The sequence below is a fragment of the Haloferax sp. Atlit-10N genome, assembly GCF_003586325.1.
In the GTDB taxonomy this organism is placed as follows: domain Archaea; phylum Halobacteriota; class Halobacteria; order Halobacteriales; family Haloferacaceae; genus Haloferax; species Haloferax prahovense.
The window spans coordinates 109151-130535 of the sequence record NZ_PSYX01000002.1 but is presented as its reverse complement, the minus strand read 5'-3'; the positions used below and the strand labels follow the sequence as shown (position 1 = coordinate 130535).

General features: G+C 67.7%; 23 protein-coding genes and 2 tRNA genes. 15 read left to right on the top strand and 10 right to left on the bottom strand.

The features are described 5' to 3' along the window. Nucleotides 1–15 precede the first annotated feature (15 nt). Together C5B91_RS07765 and C5B91_RS07760 are read left to right on the top strand one after the other, a co-directional pair. Complete coding sequence (locus C5B91_RS07765) at nucleotides 16–714, top strand: ABC transporter permease (RefSeq protein WP_004976378.1); 699 nt, start codon at nucleotides 16–18, stop codon at nucleotides 712–714. Then, nucleotides 711–1577, top strand: coding sequence for a phosphate ABC transporter ATP-binding protein (locus C5B91_RS07760; RefSeq protein WP_049967412.1), 867 nt, complete (start codon nucleotides 711–713; stop codon nucleotides 1575–1577). Before C5B91_RS07765 ends, C5B91_RS07760 begins: the two co-directional genes overlap by 4 nt. 294 nt (nucleotides 1578–1871) lie before the next feature. On the opposite strand, the gene C5B91_RS07755 is transcribed toward C5B91_RS07760, so the two are convergent. Continuing rightward, the gene (locus C5B91_RS07755) at nucleotides 1872–2525 is read right to left on the bottom strand and encodes a TrkA family potassium uptake protein (RefSeq protein ID WP_008096513.1); all 654 of its coding nucleotides are present in this window, start codon (nucleotides 2523–2525) and stop codon (nucleotides 1872–1874) included. Between the two features lie 41 nt (nucleotides 2526–2566). Next, the gene (locus C5B91_RS07750) at nucleotides 2567–3184 is read right to left on the bottom strand and encodes a hypothetical protein (RefSeq protein ID WP_049967411.1); all 618 of its coding nucleotides are present in this window, start codon (nucleotides 3182–3184) and stop codon (nucleotides 2567–2569) included. Nucleotides 3185–3282: 98 nt separating this feature from the next. Between C5B91_RS07750 and C5B91_RS07745 the strand changes: the two genes are divergently transcribed. Together C5B91_RS07745 and C5B91_RS07740 are read left to right on the top strand one after the other, a co-directional pair. Then, the gene (locus C5B91_RS07745; protein WP_172795736.1) at nucleotides 3283–3894 is read left to right on the top strand and encodes a metal-dependent hydrolase; all 612 of its coding nucleotides are present in this window, start codon (nucleotides 3283–3285) and stop codon (nucleotides 3892–3894) included. A 146-nt stretch (nucleotides 3895–4040) separates the two neighbouring features. Continuing rightward, entirely contained in the window at nucleotides 4041–4652 is a 612-nt protein-coding gene (locus C5B91_RS07740) for a class I SAM-dependent methyltransferase (RefSeq protein ID WP_008096515.1), read from the top strand. A 29-nt stretch (nucleotides 4653–4681) separates the two neighbouring features. Here the strand turns inward: C5B91_RS07740 and C5B91_RS07735 are convergent, their stop codons facing one another. Beyond that, the gene (locus C5B91_RS07735) at nucleotides 4682–6004 is read right to left on the bottom strand and encodes an MFS transporter (RefSeq protein WP_008096516.1); all 1323 of its coding nucleotides are present in this window, start codon (nucleotides 6002–6004) and stop codon (nucleotides 4682–4684) included. Nucleotides 6005–6175: 171 nt separating this feature from the next. On the opposite strand from C5B91_RS07735, the gene C5B91_RS07730 reads away from it, so the two are divergent. Next, nucleotides 6176–7162 carry a pectinesterase family protein gene (locus C5B91_RS07730; protein ID WP_115819749.1) on the top strand — a complete coding sequence of 329 codons (987 nt, stop codon included), beginning with the start codon at nucleotides 6176–6178 and terminating at the stop codon, nucleotides 7160–7162. Between the two features lie 88 nt (nucleotides 7163–7250). Here C5B91_RS07730 and C5B91_RS07725 read toward each other — a convergent pair. Both C5B91_RS07725 and C5B91_RS07720 read right to left on the bottom strand, forming a co-directional pair. Further along, nucleotides 7251–7322: transfer RNA gene (locus C5B91_RS07725), tRNA-Thr, on the bottom strand. Between the two features lie 78 nt (nucleotides 7323–7400). Then, nucleotides 7401–8078, bottom strand: coding sequence for a hypothetical protein (locus tag C5B91_RS07720; RefSeq protein ID WP_004041762.1), 678 nt, complete (start codon nucleotides 8076–8078; stop codon nucleotides 7401–7403). Nucleotides 8079–8138: 60 nt separating this feature from the next. On the opposite strand from C5B91_RS07720, the gene C5B91_RS07715 reads away from it, so the two are divergent. Continuing rightward, nucleotides 8139–8834, top strand: a complete 696-nt coding sequence (locus C5B91_RS07715) for an enoyl-CoA hydratase/isomerase family protein (protein WP_115819750.1) — start codon at nucleotides 8139–8141, stop codon at nucleotides 8832–8834. Between the two features lie 30 nt (nucleotides 8835–8864). On the opposite strand, the gene C5B91_RS07710 is transcribed toward C5B91_RS07715, so the two are convergent. Further along, nucleotides 8865–9695, bottom strand: a complete 831-nt coding sequence (locus C5B91_RS07710) for an NAD+ synthase (protein ID WP_008096520.1) — start codon at nucleotides 9693–9695, stop codon at nucleotides 8865–8867. A 317-nt stretch (nucleotides 9696–10012) separates the two neighbouring features. Between C5B91_RS07710 and C5B91_RS07705 the strand changes: the two genes are divergently transcribed. Then, a tRNA-Gly gene (locus C5B91_RS07705) sits at nucleotides 10013–10083 on the top strand. A 549-nt stretch (nucleotides 10084–10632) separates the two neighbouring features. Further along, nucleotides 10633–10812 (top strand): hypothetical protein, encoded by a 180-nt coding sequence (locus C5B91_RS07700; RefSeq protein ID WP_049913676.1) that lies wholly within the window; start codon nucleotides 10633–10635, stop codon nucleotides 10810–10812. A 14-nt stretch (nucleotides 10813–10826) separates the two neighbouring features. Here the strand turns inward: C5B91_RS07700 and C5B91_RS07695 are convergent, their stop codons facing one another. The 3 genes from C5B91_RS07695 to C5B91_RS07685 form a co-directional block, all read right to left on the bottom strand. Then, nucleotides 10827–11006 (bottom strand): hypothetical protein, encoded by a 180-nt coding sequence (locus C5B91_RS07695; RefSeq protein ID WP_004976393.1) that lies wholly within the window; start codon nucleotides 11004–11006, stop codon nucleotides 10827–10829. A 50-nt stretch (nucleotides 11007–11056) separates the two neighbouring features. Next, nucleotides 11057–11353, bottom strand: coding sequence for a hypothetical protein (locus C5B91_RS07690; protein WP_008096524.1), 297 nt, complete (start codon nucleotides 11351–11353; stop codon nucleotides 11057–11059). A gap of 116 nt (nucleotides 11354–11469) precedes the next feature. Beyond that, nucleotides 11470–12387: an acyltransferase gene (locus tag C5B91_RS07685; protein ID WP_008096526.1), complete on the bottom strand. Its 918-nt coding sequence runs from the start codon at nucleotides 12385–12387 to the stop codon at nucleotides 11470–11472. 228 nt (nucleotides 12388–12615) lie between these two features. Between C5B91_RS07685 and C5B91_RS07680 the strand changes: the two genes are divergently transcribed. After that, a complete protein-coding gene (locus tag C5B91_RS07680) occupies nucleotides 12616–13905 on the top strand; it encodes a glycoside hydrolase family 68 protein (RefSeq protein ID WP_115819751.1) in 1290 nt (429 codons plus the stop codon). Nucleotides 13906–13918: 13 nt separating this feature from the next. Here the strand turns inward: C5B91_RS07680 and C5B91_RS07675 are convergent, their stop codons facing one another. Further along, a complete protein-coding gene (locus tag C5B91_RS07675) occupies nucleotides 13919–16096 on the bottom strand; it encodes a GH32 C-terminal domain-containing protein (RefSeq protein WP_115819752.1) in 2178 nt (725 codons plus the stop codon). Between the two features lie 174 nt (nucleotides 16097–16270). Between C5B91_RS07675 and C5B91_RS07670 the strand changes: the two genes are divergently transcribed. The 6 genes from C5B91_RS07670 to C5B91_RS07650 all read left to right on the top strand — a co-directional run bounded on the left by C5B91_RS07670 (nucleotide 16271) and on the right by C5B91_RS07650 (nucleotide 21298). Further along, complete coding sequence (locus tag C5B91_RS07670) at nucleotides 16271–17344, top strand: aldo/keto reductase (RefSeq protein WP_008096529.1); 1074 nt, start codon at nucleotides 16271–16273, stop codon at nucleotides 17342–17344. After that, nucleotides 17344–17514: a hypothetical protein gene (locus C5B91_RS22360; protein ID WP_004976399.1), complete on the top strand. Its 171-nt coding sequence runs from the start codon at nucleotides 17344–17346 to the stop codon at nucleotides 17512–17514. Before C5B91_RS07670 ends, C5B91_RS22360 begins: the two co-directional genes overlap by 1 nt. Before the next feature lie 174 nt (nucleotides 17515–17688). After that, a complete protein-coding gene (locus C5B91_RS07665) occupies nucleotides 17689–18171 on the top strand; it encodes a hypothetical protein (RefSeq protein ID WP_049913677.1) in 483 nt (160 codons plus the stop codon). Nucleotides 18172–18256: 85 nt separating this feature from the next. Continuing rightward, nucleotides 18257–20419 carry an alkaline phosphatase PhoX gene (locus tag C5B91_RS07660; RefSeq protein ID WP_115819753.1) on the top strand — a complete coding sequence of 721 codons (2163 nt, stop codon included), beginning with the start codon at nucleotides 18257–18259 and terminating at the stop codon, nucleotides 20417–20419. A gap of 49 nt (nucleotides 20420–20468) precedes the next feature. After that, nucleotides 20469–20915, top strand: coding sequence for an SHOCT domain-containing protein (locus tag C5B91_RS07655; protein WP_115819754.1), 447 nt, complete (start codon nucleotides 20469–20471; stop codon nucleotides 20913–20915). A gap of 134 nt (nucleotides 20916–21049) precedes the next feature. Next, nucleotides 21050–21298 carry a hypothetical protein gene (locus tag C5B91_RS07650; RefSeq protein WP_008096533.1) on the top strand — a complete coding sequence of 83 codons (249 nt, stop codon included), beginning with the start codon at nucleotides 21050–21052 and terminating at the stop codon, nucleotides 21296–21298. The last annotated feature ends 87 nt before the right edge of the window (nucleotides 21299–21385 follow it).

Below are 21385 nucleotides of genomic sequence, written 5' to 3'. Positions count from 1 at the left end.
ACCCCACCACCGCCCGTGTTCGCCCTCGGCGACCTGAACCTCACCTACCTCGTCAGCATCACGGCCGTCTCGCTGTACGTGAGCACCGCGGCGGTCGCGCTGAGCGCCGCGCTCGGCCTCCCAATCTCGCTGGCGGTCGGGTTCCGCGACTTCTACGGGAAGTCGGTCGTCACCTCCGTCATCTCGACGGGGATGGGCTTTCCGAGCGTCGTCGTCGGCCTCGTCGTCCTCTTGGCGCTGTCCCGCTCGGGACCGCTCGGGACGTTCGACCTGCTGTTTACGCCCGAGGCGATGATTCTCTCGCAGACCATTCTCGCGCTCCCCGTCCTCGTGAGCGTCTCGCTGTCGGCGGTCCAGTCGGTTCCACAGGACCTCAGAGACGCCGCCTTCGCCGCCGGCGGCACCTCGACGGACGTCGCCCTGTTGGTCGTCCGCGAGGCGCGCTACGGCATCGTCACGGCGCTTCTGGCCGCCTACGGCCGCGCCATCAGCGAGGTTGGCTCCGTCCTCATCGTCGGCGGCAACATCGTCTTCTCGGACAGCACGTCGTTCACCCGGACGCTCACGACGGCCATCACCGTCGAGGCGCGGAAGGGGAACATCGAGACGGGCATCGCGCTCGGAGCCATCCTGCTCGCGCTCGTCCTCGGCGTGAACGCCCTCGGCGCGCGCTTCCGCGACCGGACCCCCGGACGGAACGGGAGGGGGCGATGACGGCCGAGAGACCCGGCACCGACGGGTCCGGTGTCGGCGGGGCCGACGAACCAGCCGCGTCCGACCCGGCGTCGAACGGGGCGGGGCGCGGCGGGACCCGACTCGCGGCTCACGACCTCGGCCACGGCTTCGGCAACGGCGCGGTGCTGGAAGATATCTCGCTGGCCGTCGAACCGGGCGAGATTCTCGCCGTCGTCGGCCCCTCGGGGACGGGCAAGACGACGCTCTTCCGACTGCTCGCCATGTTCGAGCGTCCCGACGAGGGGACGGTCGAAGTCGGCGGCGACGACGTATGGGACCTCCCCGAAGCGCGCCGACTGGCGGTCAGACGGCGAATCGGGATGGCGTTCCAGACGCGGAGTCTCTTCTCGACGACGGTCGAAGAGAACGTCTCTTACGGCCTCCGAGTCCGCCGGTCGTGGTCGGCTCGCATCCGCGACGCGGTCGAAGGGCTGTTCGGCCGCGACGAGCCGTCGGACACGGTCGAAAAGGCGCTTCGGACCGTCGGGATGTTCGACAAGGTCGACCGTGACGCCGGGTCGCTGTCGGCGGGCGAGGCCCAGCGCGTCGCCATCGCGCGGGCGCTCGCACCCGACCCGGACGTGTTACTGCTGGACGAACCGACCTCGAACCTCGACCCGCGGAACACCGCCGCCATCGAGTCTGCGATGCGGGCGGCACGGGACCGCGGCATCGCCGTCGCACTCGCGACTCACGACATGCAACAGGCCCGGCGGGTGTCAGACCGGACGGCCGTCATCCTCGGCGGGACGTGTATCGAATCGGGACCAACCGACGAGGTGTTCGGGTCGCCGGACGACGACCGGGTCCGCCAGTTCGTCGAGGGGAAACTCGTCTACTGAGTGCGGGGCGATTGGCGGGGCGCAACGACCGCGGTATAACAGCAGATATTGCACGTAGATAGCGTGTGACCCCTGTCTGACGCAGATTTAAGGTTCCCCGTACGTACCCGAGTATGGGGCGCGCACTCGGCCTCAGTTCCCATCCTCCCACCGGCGCGCCCGGCACGAAAACCACCACCACCATCGTCGTTCTGGTTCCCCCGGTACGACATGCGGCGCCGCCACCACGGCGCTGTTTTCCGAAACAAATTACACCGCAGAGAAGCCTTTCGACCCGCGAACGTCGGCGCGGCGTCAGCCGAGTAGTTTCGACCGAACCCGTTCCAACGCGTTTCGCTCCGTGAGCAGCGCGAGTTGGTCGCCGGGTTCGACGACGGTCCCCGGAAGCGGAATCGTCATCGGCTCGCGCTCCCGGCCGTGGGCGTAGACGCGACCGTCCGCGCCGAGGTCGATGTTGGCGACGTGGTCGCCGACGATGGGTGCGCCGTCGGGGACGGTTACCGTCGTCAGTCGGAGCTGGTCGGTGAGGTCGCCGATGGCGTTGAAGTCGCCGCCGAGGAGCGCCGTCTTCGCGCCGGCCGCGCCGAGGCGTTCGGGGTAGATAATCTCGTCCACGTCGTCGGCGTAGCGCTCGTAAATCTCCTGGCGGTAGTCCTCGCTGATGCGCATGACCGTCCGGCAGTCGTACTCTTTTCCGAGCATGCAGGCCGCGAAGTTGATGTTCGGGTCGCCGGTCAGCCCGCCGACGGCGTCTGCGCCCTCGACGCCCGCTTCCCGCAGGACGCTTTCGGTCCCGCCGTCGCCGAGAACCGCCTCGAAGCCCTCGTCGCGGGCGCGGTCGACTTTCTTGTCGTTGTTGTCGACGACCGTCACGTCGTGGCCCTCCTCCCGGAGCACGCGGGCGGTCCGCGAGCCCACGCGGCCGTAGCCAACGATAACGAATTTCATGGTAGTAGTATGCACACCGGATGGCTAAAAGATGGCCCCCGTCAGGGTCGAGTCCGTTCGAGTCGCTCCGTGACCGAATCGATGGTGTCCGCGAGTGACGGCGTCCCGAAGAGGGCGACGAGCACCGCGCCGACCGTATCGAAGACGAGGTCGACGATAGTGTCGTCGAGACCGTACTGAACGAGGACGGCCTCCGAGCCGACGGCGTCGGCGGCGAGTCGCGCACCGAACTCAAGTACCTCCCAGAACACGCCGGCCGCGAGCGTGAAAAGCAGGATGTAGACGAACATGAAGCGGTCGGGGAGGTAGACGGTCTCGGTGTACTCGTCGACGGCCCGCGCGGTGACGTAGCCGACCGCCGCGACCACGGTCGCCGAGAGCGTGTGGGTGACGTGGTCCCACCAGTCGATGTAGTGGTACGGGCCGAGCATGCCGATGGCGTGGAGCAACACCGCCAACGCCAGCCAGAGGCCGAGAAGCGGGTGGAGTCGAATCTGCCAGTCGCGGCGGAGCACCGCGGGGAGGAACGTCGCCGCCAGCGCGAGCACGGCGTTGACGGTGACGCTCAGGTTCCGCGTGTAGAGACCGACGAGGAAGATACACACGATGATGGCCTGAATCGCCCGCCCCGCGAGTCGCTCGATTCGACTGGGGACCATCGCGGTGTGCTACGACCTGAGCAGCCTAAATTCGACCGTGAGTCTAGCTAGCACGACCACCGACATCGTTTTTCCTCCAGATTGCATACGCCCCATCGATGATGGCCACCACTCACGCCCTCGCGGGTGTCGTCCTCGGCACCGCCGTGTGGGCGCTGGTCCCCGAGGCCGGGATGCTCCCGGTGCTCGCGGCCGCACTCGGCGGCCTGTTCCCCGACTTCGATCTGTACGCGGGCCACCGGAAGACCCTCCACTTCCCCGTGTACTTCAGCGCGCTCGCCGTGCCCGCGGTAGCGGTCGCCGCGCTGAACCCGACGACCACGACGCTCGCCGTCGCGCTGTTCCTCGCGGCGGCCGCGCTCCACTCCGCGTCCGACGTGCTCGGCGGCGGCCTCGAACTCAAGCCGTGGCTCGGCACCTCCGAGCGCGCCGTCTACGACCACTGGAACGGCCGGTGGCTCGCTCCGAAGCGCCTGATTCGCTACGACGGCGCGCCCGAGGACCTCGCGCTGACGCTCGCCTTTGCCGTCCCGCCGGTCCTCGCCTTCGACGGCCTCGCGGAGACGCTCGTCATCGCCGCGGTCGCCGTCTCCGGCGTCTACGTCCTGCTCCGGAAACCGATGGTCGCCATCGCGGAGACCGCCGTCGCGGCGATACCCGACCACGTCGTCGACTACGTGCCGGAGCGGTTCGTCCGCGACCTCCGGTAAGCGACTCCCGTTTTCGAGGCGTCTCGACCGCCGATTCTCCGTTTTTTCAGCGTCGCTTGCGTCTCGACCCGACAGCCCGCGAGAGGGCCGACCGGGACAAGACACTTATCTGACGGCCGCGCGGTCGAACTCACCCGAGTTCCAGAATGACAGACCAACGATGCGCCGTCAGAGATGCGTACGACCGCCTTGCCGACGACTACCTCGACCAGCGGAGCGACGACGCACCCGCGGTGCTCGACGAACTTGCCGACGCCCTCGACCCGGACGCGCGGGTGCTCGACGCCGGCTGCGGGCAGGGAACGCCCGTGACGGACGCCCTCGCGGCCGACTTCGACGTGGTCGGCGTCGACTTCTCCCGCGAGCAACTGCGCCGCGCCCGCCGAGACGTGCCGGCGGCGCGGTTCGCACAGGGAGACATGACCGCGCTTCCGGTCCGGTCGGACTCCTTCGACGCCGTCTGCGCGTTCTACTCCGTCATCCACGTTCCGGTGGCCGAACACGAGCGGGTGTTCGCGGAGTTCGCCCGCGTCCTCCGGCCCGGCGGCACCCTGCTTTCGACCGTCGGCGGCGAGGCGTGGACCGGGTCGAACCCCGACTGGCTCGACAGCGGCGTCGAGATGCGCTGGAGCTTCCCCGACATCGACGAGACCTACGAGACGCTCGATTCGACCGGGTTCGCGGTCGAAGCGGAGTTCGTCGTGGACGACGAGCTGGGGAGCCAGTACCCGTTCGTGTTAGCGCGGTACGACGGCTGAGGTGGCTATGTTCTCGGCGAACGCGCGGCTCAGTCGGTCGGTTTCGCGGTCGGCGACGGGGCCGCATCGGCACGGGACTCCCGCCGATGGAGCAGGTACGCACAGCACACCGCGACGACGCCCGCGGCGGTGGCGATGCCGAACGCGACGCGGTAGCCGGTCGGCGTGTAGACCCGCGCGCCGGCCACCGTCTCGCCCGTCCAGTAGGCGTCGAGGGCGAGACCCATCACCGCCGGAAACAGCGCCGCGCCGAAGTATCCCATGCTGTTTATCGCGCCCGTGACCGTCGCGCTCGCGGTGGCGTCGTGGCGCTCCTTGGCGACCGTGAAGGCGATGACGGCCCCGCCCATGACGAACAGCGCCGAGAACAGCAGGACGCCGACCACGAGGAGCGGCGGCGTCACGAGGAGGAACACGAGTCCGTACGCGAGGGTGAAGACGACACAGGAGGCGACGATGAGTTCGGTGCGGTAGCCGATGCGGTCCGAGAGCGTCCCGAGGACGGGCGACCCGAGGAGGAAGCCGACGTTACCGACGAAGACGAAAAGCGACGCCGTCCGGACCGACACGTCGTAGAGGTCGGCGATGTAGGGCACGCCCCACAGGCCGGTGACGGTGAAGTTCGTGCCCAAGACCAGAAACAGCATCGTCCCCATCAGCCACGTCTCGCCCTCGCGGAGGACGCGCCTCGTGTTCTCGACGACCGTCCCGAGTTCGACCGACGACGCGGGCGGGCGGACGCCGTCGAGGGGTTCGAATCCGGCGTCTCGCGGCCGGTCGCGGACCGCGAGGTACGTCACGACGGCGAGGCCGACGCCGCCGACGCCGACCCCGAGGAGGACCGAACGCCAGCCGACCGAGTCGATTGCGACCGCGAGCGGCGTCGTCGCCAGCACGCCGCCCATGCCCGCCGCGGCGACGGTCCACCCGGTCATCGTGGCGAACTCGTTCGGCCGGTACCAGTTGGCGAGGAATCGAAGCGTCGCCGTGTAGAGGACGCTCCCGCCGAGGCCGAGGAGCGCCCGCGAGGCGAACGCCACCCCGTAGGTCGGCGCGAGCGCGAAGCCGAAGACGCCGAGCGCCATCACGGCGAGTCCACCGGCGGCGACTCGGCGCGACCCCGCGCGGTCCACGAGGATGCCCGCCGGGAGCTGCAGGCCGGCGTAGATGTAGAAAAAGGAGGCGTGGAGCATGCCGAGCTCCGCGCCGGTCGTGTCGAACGTCCGCGCGAGGTCGTCGGCGAGGACCGCCGAGGTGACGCGATGAAAGCTGACGAGGAGAAAGCCCGTCGTCAGGAGCGCCCAGAGCGCCCACCGGACGCGGGTCGGTCCGAACCGCGAAAGCCGTCTCATGACTCAGTGCGACATCGCGTGCGTGTAAATGTCTATCGTGAACATTCGTGTGGGGTGCTGCGGGTAAGCGGTGGCCCGTTCCCGTTCCCGTTCCCGTTCCCGTTCCCAGCCCGACCGTGAGTTCCTCCGCTATCCCCCAAGCGTATATCGGCGGCACGTTACGTACGTGCCATGCTCGCGCCTCTCATCCTCGCGTTGATTTCGCTCGGCGTCGCCGTCGGACTGCTCGGTACGCTCGCCGAGGCCGACGACCCCGACGAGTACGACTACGTCGTCGCGAAGGACGGCACCGGCGACTACGAGACGATTCAGGCCGCCATCGACGGTGCGAAGTCGTTCCCGCCGGAGCGAATCCGAATTCTCGTCCGAGACGGCGTGTACGACGAGAAGGTCGAAGTCCACGCGTGGAACCCCGACATCACCCTCGTCGGCGAGAGCGCCGAGGGGACGGTCATCACCCACGACGACCACTTCGAGAAAATCGACCGCGGGCGCAACAGCACCTTCTTCACCTACACGCTGAAGGTCCGCGGCAACGACTTCCGTGCCCGCGACCTGACCGTCGAGAACAGCGCCGGCCCGGTCGGACAGGCCGTTTCGCTCCACGTGGATGCCGACCGGGCGGTCTTCGAGAACTGTCGCTTCCTCGGCCACCAAGACACCATCTACGCCGCCGGCGAGGGGGCGTGCCAGTACTTCTCGGACTGCTACGTCGAGGGGACGACCGACTTCATTTTCGGCGGTGCGACCGCCGTCTTCGAGGACTGCCGCGTCCACTCGAAAGCCGACTCGTACGTGACGGCGGCCTCGACGCCGGCGGACGAGCCCTTCGGCTTCGTCTTTCTCGACTGCGAACTGACCGCCGACCCCGACGTTTCCGAGGTGTATCTCGGCCGGCCGTGGCGGAATCACGCCCGGACCGCGTTTATTCGCGCGCGGATGGACTCGCACGTCATCCCCGCCGGCTGGCACAACTGGTCGCGCCCGGAAGCCGAGGAGACGGTCGAATACGCGGAGTACGACAGTCGAGGCCCGGGTGCAGAGGGCGAGCGGGTCTCGTGGGCGACGGCGTTGACCGAGGACGAGGCTGGGCGGTATGCGAAGGCGAACGTGCTGGGTTCTGCGAGTCGTGGAGAGTGGTGGGACTGGGAGGAATGAGCGTGCGAGTGAGACGTGTCAGTCTCAACTGGAATCCAACAACTGCTCGGCGACGAGACGCCTCTCTCAACAGTTGGATTTCGAGAAGAGCCTAGGCCGGGATTTGAACCCGGGGTCTCGTCCTTACCAAGGACGCGCTTTACCGCTAAGCTACCCAGGCAGGCATTCCTTGGTTGTCCGGGTTACTCTTTAGGGGTTTCGATTCGAACCGACCCGGAACCGTGGTAGCGTATGTCGATTAGCGGTCCGCCGCGGAGGTAACCGCGTCGTCGCCACCGCCGCCTCGGTAGAGGGCCGCGATGCGCTCGACGGTCCCCTCGGAGACGGTCTCGTCGGCCGGGGGGAAGTCGCCGTCGTGGGTATCGGCCAGCCCGGCGGCGTACTCCACGAGGGCGGTCGGCGGGGCCGAGCCGACGGCCGTGGTGCCGGCGACGACAGCGAGCGTGCAGATGTTCACTTCGAGTTCGCCGTCGAGCTTCGGGCGTGCCGCTTCGTCTGCCGAGCGGCGGCGAGTCTGGTCGCGGCCGAAGGCGCGAACCGTCTCGACGGCGTGGTCGGCGGCCTCGGTTCGAGCGAGGAGGTAGAAGCCGCGCGAGACGAGCACGTCCGCCGCGAGGATGTCGAGGTCGGCGTCGGTGTCCTCCTCGGGGCTCTCGAGATGCGTCCACGGCTCGTCGTGGGCGAGCGACCGGGTGAGCCGGAGGCCCTCGTAGATGAGTTGCACTCCGGCCGCGCGGGAGGCCATCCCGTTCAGGTCGACCTTCGGTTCGACGGCCCGCGCGCTCACGAACGTGAGCACTGCCGGCGTCAGGGAGGCGGCGTCGAGGCGTTCGTCCAGCGCCGCACGGAGGGCCTCGGGCTCGATATCGGAGAGGGCCTCGCGCGCGGCCTCGCGGGCTCGCACGGCGTCGTCCATCGGCCGAGACTTACGGTTGGGAGGGCAAAGACCTTTGGAAAACCACGGCACAACGGGCGTATGATACGGACGACGGACGACGGCGACCTCCGGGTCGTGACCATCGACCGCCCGGCGCGGCGGAACGCGCTCAGACCGACCGACCTCGACGCCCTCGAAACCGCGGTCATCGAGGCCGACGCGCCGGTGGTCCTCCTCCGGGGGAGCGGCCCGGCGTTCTGCGCCGGCGCGGACCTCGACAGCGTCGCCGACCTCGACGACCCCGAGGCGTTCGCAAAACGGGGCCAACGAGTCGCCGACGCCATCGAAGCCGCCGAATCGGTCGTCGTCGCCGGCATCGACGGCGCGGCCCGCGGCGGCGGCGTCGAACTCGCGCTCGCCTGCGACGTGCGGGTGGCCACCCCGCGGGCGACCCTCGGCGAACCGGGCGTCCGACTCGGGCTGTTCGGCGCGTGGGGCGGGACCGTCCGCCTCCCGCGGGTCGTCGGCGAGGGTCACGCCCTCGAATTCTCGCTTTCGGGTCGCGTCGTCGACGCCGACGAGGCGCTCCGAATGGGCCTCGTCTCCCGAATCGTCGACGACCCGCGCGCGGTCGCGGCCTCGATGGCCGACAACGACCATCGGTCGCTCCGAATCATCAAGGAACGACTGCGCGACCGCGACGGGCGGGAGGCGCGACTCGAACGCGAAGCCGCCGGCTTCGCCGAGCTTCACCGGGCGAACGTCGACGACATCGCGGCGTCGCGCGAAAAGTGAGTGCTGCGAACGGAGCGATTCGACGGCTGGTTACACGTCGAGCGCCGACGGCGCGGGCGGCATCGACCGCTTGTGGGCGCTCCCCGCGACGAGGTCGACCACGCGGTCGACCTGTGCTTCGGTCACGCCGAGGTGGCGGACCGTCGCGGACTTCGAGAGCGGGCCGTCCACGTGGAGCGCGAGAATCGCGTCGAGCGCGTCGTAGGTGAGCCCCAGTTCGCCCTCGTCGGTCTGGCCGGACCACATCTCGGCCGAGGGCGTCTGTAACACGAGTTCCTCCGGCACGCCGACGTGGGCGGCCAGCTGGCGGACCTGCTGTTTGTAGAGGTTCCCGATGGGGTTGCAGTCGACCGCCTGGTCGCCGTACTTCGTGAAGTAGCCGGTCATCGCCTCGGCGCGGTTGCCCGTCCCGAGCACGATGCGGTTCTCGTGGTTGGCGACGAAGTAGTTGAGCACCGCCCGCGTGCGGACGTAGACGTTCCCGGCGGCCATGCGGTCGTCGGCCGCCTCGGGGAACGTGTCGAAGAACGTCTCGGCGATGGGCTGAATCTCGACCACGTCGTACTCGATTCCCAGCATCTCGGCGACCCCCTCGGCGTCGCTCATCATGTCCTCGGCGTTCGCCACGCTCGGCATGACGAGCCCGTGGAGATTCTCCTTTCCGAGCGCCTCGACGGCGAGGAAGGCGGTGAGCGTCGAGTCGATGCCCCCGGACAGGCCGAGGACGGCCCCGTCGGCTCCGGCGGCCTCGACGGTGTCTTCGATGAAGGTCGTGATGTGTTCGCGGTGCGCTTCGAGTTCCGCTTCGGAGAACAGGAGGTCGAACGGGGCGTCCTCCGAGAGAACGTCGACGGATGTCATGAGCGCCGGTTGGGACCGGGGGCCCAAATAGTCACGTGTCACGCGAAAACAATGGACGGCCGTCCAGTTTTCGCGGGGCTGTGATGGGGTGAAGCGCTACGTTCAAGTGCCCCCGCAATCTACGGATTTTTGCTTCGGAAAGCGGTTCAAAGCGAAGCGCGCCGATGTGTTGTCGAACGGAGTGAGACAACGCGCGGGGCGAAGAATGTGAGCGCCGATGGGTGACTGAACGAAGTGAAGTCAGCCACGGGGCGAATGCAATGAGCGCCGATGGTCGACCGAGCGGAGCGAGGTCGAGTCAGGGGCGCAAGCGAAGCGCGCCGATGGTCCAGTGGTAGGACACGAGCTTCCCAAGCTCGGAGCCCGGGTTCAATTCCCGGTCGGCGCATCTTCTGAACGGAACCAGACGAGGAGCCGAACGGCTCCGAGTCCCGTGGCGTGAAGAGATACGCCCCGAGGGAATTGAAGCAGCGAGCAACGCGGAGCGTTGCGAGTGAGGTTCAATTCCCGGTCGGCGCATTTCTGTCGAACGTAGTGAGACGAAATTCGCAGGGAATCTGAACCCTGCCAGTCGCAGCCGACGAGCAACGCGAGGAGGAACGTCTGGCTCAGGTTCAATTCCCGGTCGGCGCATTTCTGTCGAACGTAGTGAGACGAAATTCGCAGGGAATCTGAACCCTGCCAGTCGCAGCCGACGAGCAACGCGAGGAGGAACGTCTGGCTCAGGTTCAATTCCCGGTCGGCGCATTTCCGGTGAGACAGAGTCTCACCGACGTACCGTTCGTTTCACTCACGGTACTCCCTGCGGTCGTTTGCCGACCAACCTTCGCAAACCTTCGGTTTGCTCAGTCCCGGTCGGCTCGCTTCCTACCGTCGCTCGCGGGACTCCCGGTCGGCGAACAGCCGGTTTTACTGACAGTTGTTCGAACGGAACGACATGGAAATCGAAGCGGCCCTCCTGTCGATTCGGCGCTGGCTGATGGTGCTCGCGCTGTTACTCACGTTCCAGATGTACACCGACGCAGTCGGCTGGACCGGTCAGCCGGCCCCGCTCGCGCTGCTCGGTGCGGGCGTCTACATCGCCGTCGCGTTGCTGCTCACTTTCTTCGAACAGTAACCCGCCTCACCGGCTCAGAAAAACAGGTTCTGCACGTCGTCGAGCTCCGGCGATTCGGAGCGAAACACTGGCTCACGGGCGGTCTGCCGAAGCATCGCGTGGCGTTCGAGGGCCGAGTCGAATTCGAGAATCGCCCGCTCGATGTCGCGGGCCAGCGCGTCGATTTCGCCGTGGAGTTCGTCGTCGTCGGCCATGATACGCGTAGTTAGTCGAGGGCTGGTAAAACGGGCTCGGCCGCGAGTCGTCACCGGAGCCGTCGGGTGCAGTTCCAGCAGAGGTCGAAGGTGGTGTCGGCCTCGTTTTCGACCCCGCAGTTCGGGCAGATGCGCTCGCCCGTCGGCGTCGTCTGCACGCCGGCCTGCGAGCCGTCGTCGAACGACGCCGCGATTTCGGGGTGGGCGTAGCGGTCCGTCCGGGCGGAGTCCCGACCGGCCCCCTCGCCCATCGTCGGCTCACCGCCGTTGACGAGGTACCGATAGACCAGGAGCTGGAGCAGGGTCAGCCCGAGGGCGTAGACGACGATCCAACCCCAGATGTCCATCACACATTGACTTACGTTAGCATGCTATATCGGTTCTTCGGTCGAACGGGTCTGCTGACGCTCTCGACGGTGGTCGCGGGCGATGCCGGCGCGGCGGTCTCGCACTGAAAAAGGAGTTACTCGCGTCGGTGAGAATCCACCGGTCCGTCGAGGTCGCGGTCGAACTCGTCGAAGGCGTCGAGGTCGTCGGGGAGCTCGTAGGGAATCTCGCGCTCGTCGGCGCGGCGCTCGCCGCCGACGTCGAGCGGTTCGGCCGCGTCCTCGAAGCCGGGCTTTACTTTCACGCTCTTGGCGGGCGAGCCGACTGCGATGTGGTGGGCGGGCACGTCACCCTGCACGACCGACCGGGCCCCGACGATGGCGTTCTCGCCGACCGAAACGCCGGCGTTCACCATCGCGTCGTAGGTGATGCGCGCGTCGTCGCCGACGGTCGTGTGGTAGTTTCTGACCTCGGTCTGGTCGACGGTGTCGTGGGAGTGGCTGTAGATGTGGACGCTGTCGGAGATGGAGACGCGGTCGCCGATGGTGAGTTTCCCGCGGTCGTCGAGGTGCACGTCGTCGTGGATGACCGTGTTGTCGCCGACGGAGATGTTGTGGCCGTACGAAAAGGTGACGCCCTTGAAGATGCGGAGGCTGTCTCCGGCCTCCTCGAAGAGGTGGTTGGCGAGCATCTGTCGGAATCGGAGGGCGAAGGCGACGTTGTCGGCCATCGGCGTCGCGTCGAACTGCCGCCAGAGCCACTGGAGGTGCTTCGAGCGCTTGAACTTCTCGTCGTCCTTCTCGGCGTAGTACTCGGCTTCGAGCGTCGCGTTGCAAGGGTCGTACCCCTGCAGTCGGACCCGCGTCGCGGGCGAGACAGGCTTGCCGTTCTGCCAGCGCTCCCACGCCTCGCGGTCGCCGAACAGGTCGACGAGGGTGTCCCGAACGACCGTGCAGGTGTCTTCGTCCGAGGCGAGGCGGCCGTCGACCTCGTCGATGAACGCCTGGAGGCCTTCCTCGGCGTCCGCCGGAAGCGAAACGTGGACCTTCGTCATTGCACCGTCGTAAGCCGTCGAGATTCAAAGGGATTCGGTTGTGCGAACCCCGCGTCAGGCCTCCTCCGGGCAATATTAGCTGGTTTCGGGCGTCTGGTGCGTGTCTGATGAGACAGGTTCGGCCCGTCGCTAGTGGCGAACGGAACCCGAAACGGACCGAGTGGGGCGTCTCTCCGATGGGTGACACGAATGGTGAAACCTATCACAGTTGCCCGAGTTTACACGATAATGAGTGAAAAATTCAGAGAAGGGATTCCGGCGTGGACGCGGGAACACGCCGAAAGCCTCCGCCGCGACGACTCGAACGTCGCGCCGGTCATCTACCCCCCGGACGAGCGACTGGACGACGACCTGCACATCTGGGACACGTGGTTCCTCCGGAACCGCGACGGCTCCGTCGCCGAAATCGACGGCTACCGCGTCGTCTTCTCGCTGACGTCGTCGGCGGACCTCCTCCCCGGCAAGCGCCACGACGTGGCGACGATTCGCTACTTCTACTCCCGGGACGGCGAGGAGTGGACCACCGGCGGCGTCGTCTTCGACGGCGGCGCGCTCGGCCAGCGTCAGTGGGCCGGGTCGGCGATGTACGACCCGGACGGCGACGGCGGCGACGTCTATCTCTACTACACCGCGGCCGGAGAGGACGGCGCCGAGGAACTGACCTACACCCAGCGCATCGCAGTCGCCACCGGGGGGACCGTCCGCACCGACGACGCCGGATTCAGCATCGAGGGGTCGTGGGACCACCGAATCATCCTCACGCCGGACGGCGACTGGTACGAGCGCGAGGACCAGTCGCGCGGGATGATATACACCTTCCGCGACCCGTGGTTCTTCGAGGACCCCGCGTCGGGCGAGACGTACCTCCTCTTCGAGGCGAACACGCCCGTCCCCGAGGGTGCCGGCGAGTGCGACGACCCCGTCTGGGAGGAGTTCAACGGGAGCGTCGGCATCGCCCACTCGCCGACGGGCGACCCGACCGACTTCGAACTCCGGCCGCCGCTTCTCGACGCCGTCTGCGTCAATCAGGAACTGGAGCGCCCGCACCTCGTCGTCCGCGACGGGACGTACCACCTGTTCGTCTCCAGCCACGTCCACACGTTCGCGCCCGGCCTGACGGGCTACGATGCCCTCTACGGGTTCGTCGCCGACGACCTCGCGGGCGACTACGAACCCCTGAACGGCCACGGGATGGTTCTCACGAACCCGAAAGGCGCGCCCTTCCAGGCGTACTCGTGGCTCGTCTACGACCACGGCGACGACCTCCTCGTCTCGTCGTTCTTCAACTACTTCGACTACGACCGACCGAGCCTCGACGACGTGGGACTCCTCCCACCCGAAGAACAGCAGCGCCGGTTCGGCGGCACGCTCGCGCCGACCGTCCGGGTCGCTCTCGACGGCGACGAGACGGATGTCCTCGGGACGCTCGGCCACGGGCACCTGCCGCTCCCCCGCGAAACGCTCCCGACGCCGTGGTGGGAGCGAGACGGGGACGCCACTCGCGGCGGCGACTACTGAACGAACGCGGCGGTCACTCTCGTTTTCGCGCCTCGAACGTCGCGTCGAGTTCCCACGCGTCGAGCGAGCGGACGTCGACCCGACCGCCGCCCTCGCCGCGTCGGACCGTGACCGAGACGCCGTCGGCGTCCGCGCGCGTCGGGTAGACCCGAGTCGTCAGACAGCGCTGCTCGTCGGCGAACACCTCGACGACCGAACAGTCGACGAACACGCGGAGCGACACCGACTCGCCTTCGACGGGCATCGAGCGGGGCTCTCGGTCCGCGTCGTGGGCTCGGGTGCTCCGCCCGCGGTCGACCGTGACGCGGTCGCCGTCGTACCGGAGGACGGTCCGCTCGCCCAGCGCCGGCGACTCGAACAGCCCGAGTTCGAACGCCCCGTCGCCGTCGACCGCGACGTCGACGGCGAGTTCGTAGGCGTTGCCCGAGAGGTCGAGCGACGCGTGCTCGTCGGCGTCGAGCGCGCTCGCGTCGAGTTCGACGTGACGGCCGCGGAGGGTGGCGAGTTCTCCGGCGGGTCGCTGTCGGAACTCGCCGTCGGCGTTCACCGAAAGCTCGCGCGGGAGCGAGAGCAACCCGGACCAGCCGGCGTGCCACTGCGCGTCGACGCCGCGGGTCTCTTTGACCCACCCCCACGCGAGCGTCCGGCCGTCGTCGACGACGGTCGACTGCGGGGCGTAGAAGTCGCCGTAGTCGAGCAGGCCCTCGCGTTCGACCGCGAACTCCGGGGCGTCGAGGTCGGCGGTGCCGACGAAGTAGCGCACGTCCTCGTAGTTCGAGACGTGCAGCAGTTGGTGGTCGCCGAAGTCGAGGAGTTCCGGACACTCCCAGACGGTTCCGTGACCCTCGCTACCGGAGTGGAGCGGGCCGACGTACTCCCACTCGCGCAAGTCGGGCGAGCGGTAGAGGAGCGCGACGCCGCCGACCGCCGCGATTGCGGAGCCGATGAGCTGGTACCAGTCGTCGCCGACCCTCCAGACGGCGTGGTCGCGGAACTCCGCGGCCCAGTCGTCGGTCCCGAGGATGTCGAGGTCGTCCGGGGGCGTCTCGATGACGGGATTGTCGGGCGCTTTGTCCCACGACCGGAGCAGCGGGTCGCTCGTCGTCGCCAGACAGGGAAGCTGGTGGTGGTCGCGGCCGCCCGTGTAGATAATCGTCGGCACGCCCTCGTCGTCGACGACGGCGCACCCGGACCAACAGCCGTCGCGGTCCGGACCGTCCGGGTCCGGCGCGAGCGCGACCGGTCGGTCCGTCCAGTGCAGGAGGTCCTCGCTGGTCGCGTGGCCCCAGTGAATCGACCCGTGGAACGGTCCGCCGGGGTTGTACTGGTAGAACAGGTGGTAGGTCCCGTCGTGCTGGATGACGCCGTTCGGGTCGTTCAGCCAGTTTGCGGGGCCGGCGAGGTGGTACCGGGGTCGGAGATGGTCGTCGCCGAGTCGCTCGCGCATCGCGGCGAACCCCTCGGCGTCGGCGGGGCGGTCGGTGAACGCCGGTCTGCGGTGGGCGGGGCCGCCGAGGACCGCGAGCGCGTTGCGGAGGAGGTGTTCGTTCGCGCCCATCGTCTCGAAGTCGTTGCCGTGGTGGGTGAGAAAGGCGACTTCGGCACCGATACCGTAGACCGCGCCCGCGCCGCGGTCCCACGCGACGACGGACTTGAGCGCGACGAGGAAGTCGTCGCCGTGGAGCGTGCTGGCGAGGACCTGCCCGTTCTCGGGGAGGACGTGTTCGTACCGGGCGAAGGGGCGCGGCGCTTCGGGTGGTTGGAGGTGGACGCCCAGCGTATCGAACCCGTCGAACAGCGGGTGGTCCGCGTGGATGGACTTCGTCAGCAGTCCGGTCGGGTGCGGCGAGTTCTCGGTCCCGACCGCGTCGGGCGCGACGGGGTCGATTCCCAGCGCGTCGACCGCCGAGAGGGCGTTGAGCGTCAGGAGGAGTCCGCCGCCGTCGGCGAGGTACGCGTCCAGTGCGGGCACACACTCGGCCGCGAGGGCACGCACGTCGGCGTCGACGTGGCGGTCAGAATGCCACCACAGCACGTCGAACTCGGAAAGGTCGGTCTCCCCGGTTGCGACGGCGTCGAGGGAGATTGTTTCGACGCTCGCTATCGACTCGGCCCACTCGAACGCCACTCGCTGTTCCTCCGTGAGTTCGGTCGCGAAGAGAAATCCGACTCGAACCGGGATCACGTCCATTGCTGGCGTGGTTCGGCATCACCGTGCATGAATCTGCGGATTCACTCGGTGGCGAGCAAATTCACACAGCGCCCGGAGGCCGAGCGCGGGACGCGAGCGCCGCCCACGCCGGGGATTCCCACGAGACGGAAACAAAACACACCCAATAAGTCGCCCCAATCCGTAGGGCCGGCCATGCACTACCGCGAACTCGGCACCTCCGGAATCGAAGTCAGCGAGGTCGGCTTCGGTGCGTGGGTCGTCGGGACCGACTGGTGGGGCGACCGCTCGGACGAAGACTCCATCGAGATGCTCCATCACGCCATCGACCGGGGCATCGACTTCTTCGACACGGGCGACGTGTACGGCCACGGCCACTCCGAGGAGGTCGTCGGCGAAGCGCTCGCCGACTACCGCGACGAGGTCACCGTCGCCACCAAAATCGGCTACGACTTCTACAACAACCCGCAGGCCGGTCACGGCGAACTCCCCAAGGAGATAACCGGCGAGTGGGTCCGCGAGGCGACCGAAAAGAGCCTCGAACGCCTCGACATGGAGTACGTGGACCTCCTGCAACTCCACAACGCGAACGTCGACGAAGTCACGCCCGACGTGCTCGAAGCCCTCGACGAACTCAAAGAGGAGGGCCTCATCAAGGCCACCGGCTGGGCGCTCGGCCCCTCCATCGGCTGGCTGGCCGAAGGCGACATGGCCATCGAAGAGGAGTTCGACGCGCTCCAAATCGTCTGGAACGCCTTCGAACAGGACGTGGGAAACCACTTCCTCGACACCATCCGCGAGACCGGTTCCTCGACGAGCCTCATCGCCCGCGTGCCGCACTCCTCGGGCCTCCTGAACGAGCAGGTCCGCCCCGAGACCGAACTCGGCTCCGGCGACCACCGCGGCTTCCGCCCCGACGAGTGGTACGAGACGGGCTGGGAGAAGCTCGAACAACTCCGCTTCCTCGAACGCGACGGCGAGCGGACCATGGCGCAGGCGTCCATCGCCTACCTCCTCGGCTACGACGAGACCGCGGCCGTCACGCCGACGTTCCGCACGAAAGACGACATCGACGAGTGGGCGAAGGCCTCCGACGTGCCGAAGCTCACCGACGAGGAGCTAACCCGCGTCGAGGAACTGTACGCGGACAACTTCGGCATCGACCGCTTCGACGGCATGGACGCGCTCCGCTCGTCGGTCGACGGGGACGACATCCGCGCGGCCGGCCTCGACAAGCGCGTCGCGAAAGGCGCGCGCAACGAAGCCTGATGGGTCGCCTGAAAACCCTCCTCGGCGTCACCGCGGTCGCCCACGTCGCGCTCGCGTGGCTGGTCAGCCTCGACGCCAAGAAGCGCGGCGACGACGCCGGTCGCTGGATAGCGCTGACGCTCCTCACCGGCGTCGTCGGCGCTGTGGACTACGTCCGAAACGGGCGCTAACGGCGCGTCCGCGGTCGACCTCGGTGACGTTCCGTTCTGTCGCGACTCACTTCTGACGCTCACGAGGGCTCCCTTTCGATATATATCGCACTTAGCAGCCTACTACACCGCCGCCGCCGAACTCGACCGGTACGGTCGCCGCGGCGCGCTCGCGCCGGGCCGACCCGCTCGAACATGTCGAATTCAGCATCCCATCCCACCGAGAGGCAGTCGGAGCGCGCGTACAGAACCCACCCGTTGGGCGTCCGCATCGTCGAGTACGACGACCCGGACGGAGACGGTCGCCGGTACGGCTTCCGCGCCCCCGACCACGCGGGCCGCGAGTTCGACGACCCTGACACCGCCGCGCTCTACGCCGACGTGTACTTCGACGTGAACGGGTTCGTCGAGGCCGGAACGGGCGACCGCGGCGTGCCGCCCGAAGTCATCCAAGCGGGCCGCGATACGCTCGCGGCGTACTTTCTGACGCAACCCTACGCCGACGCCGACTGGGTGGCGTCGTTCTACGGCAAAAAACGGGCGCGAATCGAGCGCTACGCCGCGGCCGTCCGACGACGGGCCGAGGAGATTCGGGAGGGAGTCGAGGCGCTCGAACGCGAGGGGAACTCCGTCGCGGACGACGCGTCGGTCGGGTGTCAAGTCAGGACCGATATATAATCAACAGACCGCTCTCTTCCGGACAGTATTGCAACCCTGTTGTCATATAAACCTACACGGGGGCCGGTTTCGCTTCTTCGGTCGCATGGTCGACTTCACTCGACGAACTCTCATGGCATCGTCCGTCGCCGCCGCGCTGGGAGCGAGCGTGGCAGGCGTCGGTCAGGCGGCGGAACCCGACGACCCGAACACGCCGCGGGCACCGCTCGTGCGGGGGGAGCTCAAGCGCTTTTCGACGACGGCGTTCGGGGCCGAGGTGACGGGGCCGTTCGTCTTCGACGACGGGTCGCTCCTCTACAGCCTCCAGCACCCCGACCGCGAGAACCCCGCGCCCTACGACAAGGCGGCCATCGGCTACTTCTCCGGCTTCCAGTTCTCGTTCGACGGCGAGAGCGACTTCGACGAGCTATCGACGCCCGAGACGAACGAAGAGCGGCGCGCGGTCCGGTCCGCCGCCGGCGACTACGAGATGCTGGCCCGCGAAGGCGACGCCATCAACGGCGGGTCGGAGCTCCTCGGCGTCCCACAGACCCCCGACGGGACGAACATCACGAGCGGCCAGTTCAGCGGGTCGAAGTACGCCGACGCCGGCTACACCCCCGACTGCAACCAGTTCGTCGCCACGAACGACGAGGGAACCGAGGGCTATCTGTTTACCAACTGGGAGGCGAGTCCGGGCAACGTCTCGCGGATTCCACTCAGTCAGGACGACGACGGCTCGTGGGAGGCCGACCTCAAAAACGCGCTGAACCTCGCGAACACCGAGGCGCTCCGCGAACTCGGCGGGACGCGAATCAACTGCTACGGCGACCTGAGCCCGTGGAACACGATGCTGTCGGCCGAGGAGAACTACGCCCACCCGCGCGTCTCGCTGACCGCGACCGTGAGCGACATCGTCGAGAAGGGCACCGGCGAGGGACTCCGCGGCGCACACGAGTTCTGGAACCGACCGAACCCGACCGAGATTCAGTCCGCGGTCGACGACTACTACGATGACGATTCGTGGTTCGTCCAGAGCTACTGGGCGGTCGCCGGCGTCGAACTCCTCGCGTACTACCTCGGCGCAGAGCCGGTCAACCAATCCGCCGACGGCAACGACCTGACGCCCATCGGCGACGTGTACCCGAACCCGTACCGCTACGGCTACATCGTCGACTTCCGCGAACCGGCCGCCGAGACCCCCGAACCCGTCAAGTACTACGTCATGGGCCGGGCCGCCTGGGAGTGTCCGGACGTGCAGTCCGACGAGCGGACGGTCTACCTCGCCTCCGACGGCGACAGCAAGGGCGTCTACAAGTTCGTCGCCGACGAGCCGATTCCGAGCTACGACGACCCGATGGGCCTCGCCGGGACGCTCTACGCCCCGCTCGTGACGAACGACGACGAGGCCGAGGCCGCGCCCCCGGCCGACGTAGACCTCGAATTCGAGTGGCTGAAGCTCGGTCACGCCACCAACGACGAGGTCGCGGCGTGGATTGCGGAGTACGACGACGTCACACAGGCCGACTACCTCGGAACTCACACCGACTGGTCCGAAGGCGACGAGGTGACCGCCGACCTCCTCGAAGCGGCCGACAGGGAGGTCGTCGAGAACGGCAACCGCGACTACGTCACCGACGAGGAAATCGTGGAGTGGGGCAAGCAGTACGAGTGGTACGGTCCCGACGGCGTGGACGACGACCTCCGGCACGTCCCGTTCCTCGAAACCCGGGCGGCCGCGAAGGAAATCGGCGCGACCATCGAGTTCAACAAGGCCGAGGGCATCGACAGCGTCGACGGCGCGGAACCCGGCAACGACGTCTACTTCGGCATCTCCGAACTCAACGACGACATGTCGAACGCCACCGGCGAACTCCAGCTCCAGCGGGTCGACGGCGGCGTCGTCTACCGCGCGGAACTGGAGTCCGACTACAACGTCTCGACGCTCGAACCCGTCATCGTCGGCCCCGACGCGAGCGACCCCGCCGCCGTCGCCGACGACGCGCTCATCAACGTCGACAACCTCGCCGTGATGGACGACGGCCGCGTGCTCTGTTGCGAGGACGCCGACCAGTTCGGCCGCTCGTACAAGAACGACTGCCTGTACGTCTACACGCCCGAGGACGACGACCGCGGCCACGGGAACGACCCCGACGGCGACGACGCCGATAACCCGGGGAACGGTACCGGCGGTCCCAGCCGCGGGAGCGGCGGAAACGACAACGACGACAATCCGGGACGCAGTGACGGCAACGGCAACGGAAACTAACCCGCCCCGCTCACGCAGTTTTTTGTATTTCGAGAGACACCTTCGACCGATGGTCCTCGAACGATTCGGTTCGGCACTCTCCCTCGAGGCCCGCGTCGTCGCCCGAAGTCCACCGCTCTTGGGCGTGGTCACCGGCGTGTGGATACTGCTCATCGCGCTGATGGCGGGGCTCGAAGCGCATCTCGCGGTCGTCTGGTTCCTCGCCGTCGCCCCGTCGACGGCGGTAGTGGCCTACGGCGGGCGGCGCGTCCTGCGTCGCTTCCGTGACGACTCCGGCGGCGAAGACGAATGGACTCAGACGGCCGACGGAGCCGCCTACGACCCCGTTGACGACGAATCTGCTATCGAGCGCCTGCGAGAGCGCTACGCGGCCGGCGACCTCTCCGACGAGGAGTTCGAGCGCCGCCTCGACAAACTGGTCGAGACCGAGAGCTACGTCGCCGGGTCGCAGTCGCCCTCCGGAAACGCGAGAGAGCGGGCCTTCGAGCGGAACTGACGAGCCGGTGGTTGGCCGGACTCCGGGACGGCCGCGGCGACCGGTGACCGAGTCGGAGTCGGAGCGCGCCTCGCCGGCGACCCCGTGTGCCGGGACCAAAAGAGACACAACACTCGACCGAGTCCTGGACGACCATGCGTAGTTCACTCGTCGACCTGCTTCCGGAGCTCCTCGAACTTCTCGTCTTCAGTCTCGGGAGTGCGGGGCTTTCGCTCGCCGGCGCGTACATCGAGCGCTTCGCGCTCGTCACCTTCGAACAGGGCAACGTCGAAATCGCCGCGTGGGCGGTCGTGATGGGCGCGGTGGCGCTGTACTTCGCGTACAACGTCGGTACCGACAAGGTCCGCCCGAAGTTCCGGGACGTTCGCGCCGCGCTCGCGTGAAAAAAGCCGCGTCTGGTTTTCGGCCGCGTTAGGCGAGGAAGACGTGTCGCGGGCGGTCCGCGAGCACGTACACGCCACCTTTTCCTG

Excerpts from the sequence above, each read along its gene's own strand:
- C5B91_RS22360 (WP_004976399.1), top strand. The coding sequence starts at position 17,344 with ATGGGTCGCCTGAAAACCCTCCTCGGCGTCACCGCGGTCGCCCACGTC.
- C5B91_RS07755 (WP_008096513.1), bottom strand. The coding sequence starts at position 2,525 with ATGAAATTCGTTATCGTTGGCTACGGCCGCGTGGGCTCGCGGACCGCC.
- C5B91_RS07750 (WP_049967411.1), bottom strand. The coding sequence starts at position 3,184 with ATGGTCCCCAGTCGAATCGAGCGACTCGCGGGGCGGGCGATTCAGGCC.
- C5B91_RS07700 (WP_049913676.1), top strand. The coding sequence starts at position 10,633 with ATGGAAATCGAAGCGGCCCTCCTGTCGATTCGGCGCTGGCTGATGGTG.
- C5B91_RS07740 (WP_008096515.1), top strand. The coding sequence starts at position 4,041 with ATGACAGACCAACGATGCGCCGTCAGAGATGCGTACGACCGCCTTGCC.
- C5B91_RS07710 (WP_008096520.1), bottom strand. The coding sequence starts at position 9,695 with ATGACATCCGTCGACGTTCTCTCGGAGGACGCCCCGTTCGACCTCCTG.
- C5B91_RS07735 (WP_008096516.1), bottom strand. The coding sequence starts at position 6,004 with ATGAGACGGCTTTCGCGGTTCGGACCGACCCGCGTCCGGTGGGCGCTC.
- C5B91_RS07690 (WP_008096524.1), bottom strand. The coding sequence starts at position 11,353 with ATGGACATCTGGGGTTGGATCGTCGTCTACGCCCTCGGGCTGACCCTG.
- C5B91_RS07660 (WP_115819753.1), top strand. The coding sequence starts at position 18,257 with ATGGTCGACTTCACTCGACGAACTCTCATGGCATCGTCCGTCGCCGCC.
- C5B91_RS07650 (WP_008096533.1), top strand. The coding sequence starts at position 21,050 with ATGCGTAGTTCACTCGTCGACCTGCTTCCGGAGCTCCTCGAACTTCTC.
- C5B91_RS07655 (WP_115819754.1), top strand. The coding sequence starts at position 20,469 with ATGGTCCTCGAACGATTCGGTTCGGCACTCTCCCTCGAGGCCCGCGTC.
- C5B91_RS07745 (WP_172795736.1), top strand. The coding sequence starts at position 3,283 with ATGATGGCCACCACTCACGCCCTCGCGGGTGTCGTCCTCGGCACCGCC.
- C5B91_RS07670 (WP_008096529.1), top strand. The coding sequence starts at position 16,271 with ATGCACTACCGCGAACTCGGCACCTCCGGAATCGAAGTCAGCGAGGTC.
- C5B91_RS07720 (WP_004041762.1), bottom strand. The coding sequence starts at position 8,078 with ATGGACGACGCCGTGCGAGCCCGCGAGGCCGCGCGCGAGGCCCTCTCC.
- C5B91_RS07760 (WP_049967412.1), top strand. The coding sequence starts at position 711 with ATGACGGCCGAGAGACCCGGCACCGACGGGTCCGGTGTCGGCGGGGCC.
- C5B91_RS07685 (WP_008096526.1), bottom strand. The coding sequence starts at position 12,387 with ATGACGAAGGTCCACGTTTCGCTTCCGGCGGACGCCGAGGAAGGCCTC.
- C5B91_RS07715 (WP_115819750.1), top strand. The coding sequence starts at position 8,139 with ATGATACGGACGACGGACGACGGCGACCTCCGGGTCGTGACCATCGAC.
- C5B91_RS07665 (WP_049913677.1), top strand. The coding sequence starts at position 17,689 with ATGTCGAATTCAGCATCCCATCCCACCGAGAGGCAGTCGGAGCGCGCG.
- C5B91_RS07675 (WP_115819752.1), bottom strand. The coding sequence starts at position 16,096 with ATGGACGTGATCCCGGTTCGAGTCGGATTTCTCTTCGCGACCGAACTC.
- C5B91_RS07695 (WP_004976393.1), bottom strand. The coding sequence starts at position 11,006 with ATGGCCGACGACGACGAACTCCACGGCGAAATCGACGCGCTGGCCCGC.
- C5B91_RS07680 (WP_115819751.1), top strand. The coding sequence starts at position 12,616 with ATGAGTGAAAAATTCAGAGAAGGGATTCCGGCGTGGACGCGGGAACAC.
- C5B91_RS07730 (WP_115819749.1), top strand. The coding sequence starts at position 6,176 with ATGCTCGCGCCTCTCATCCTCGCGTTGATTTCGCTCGGCGTCGCCGTC.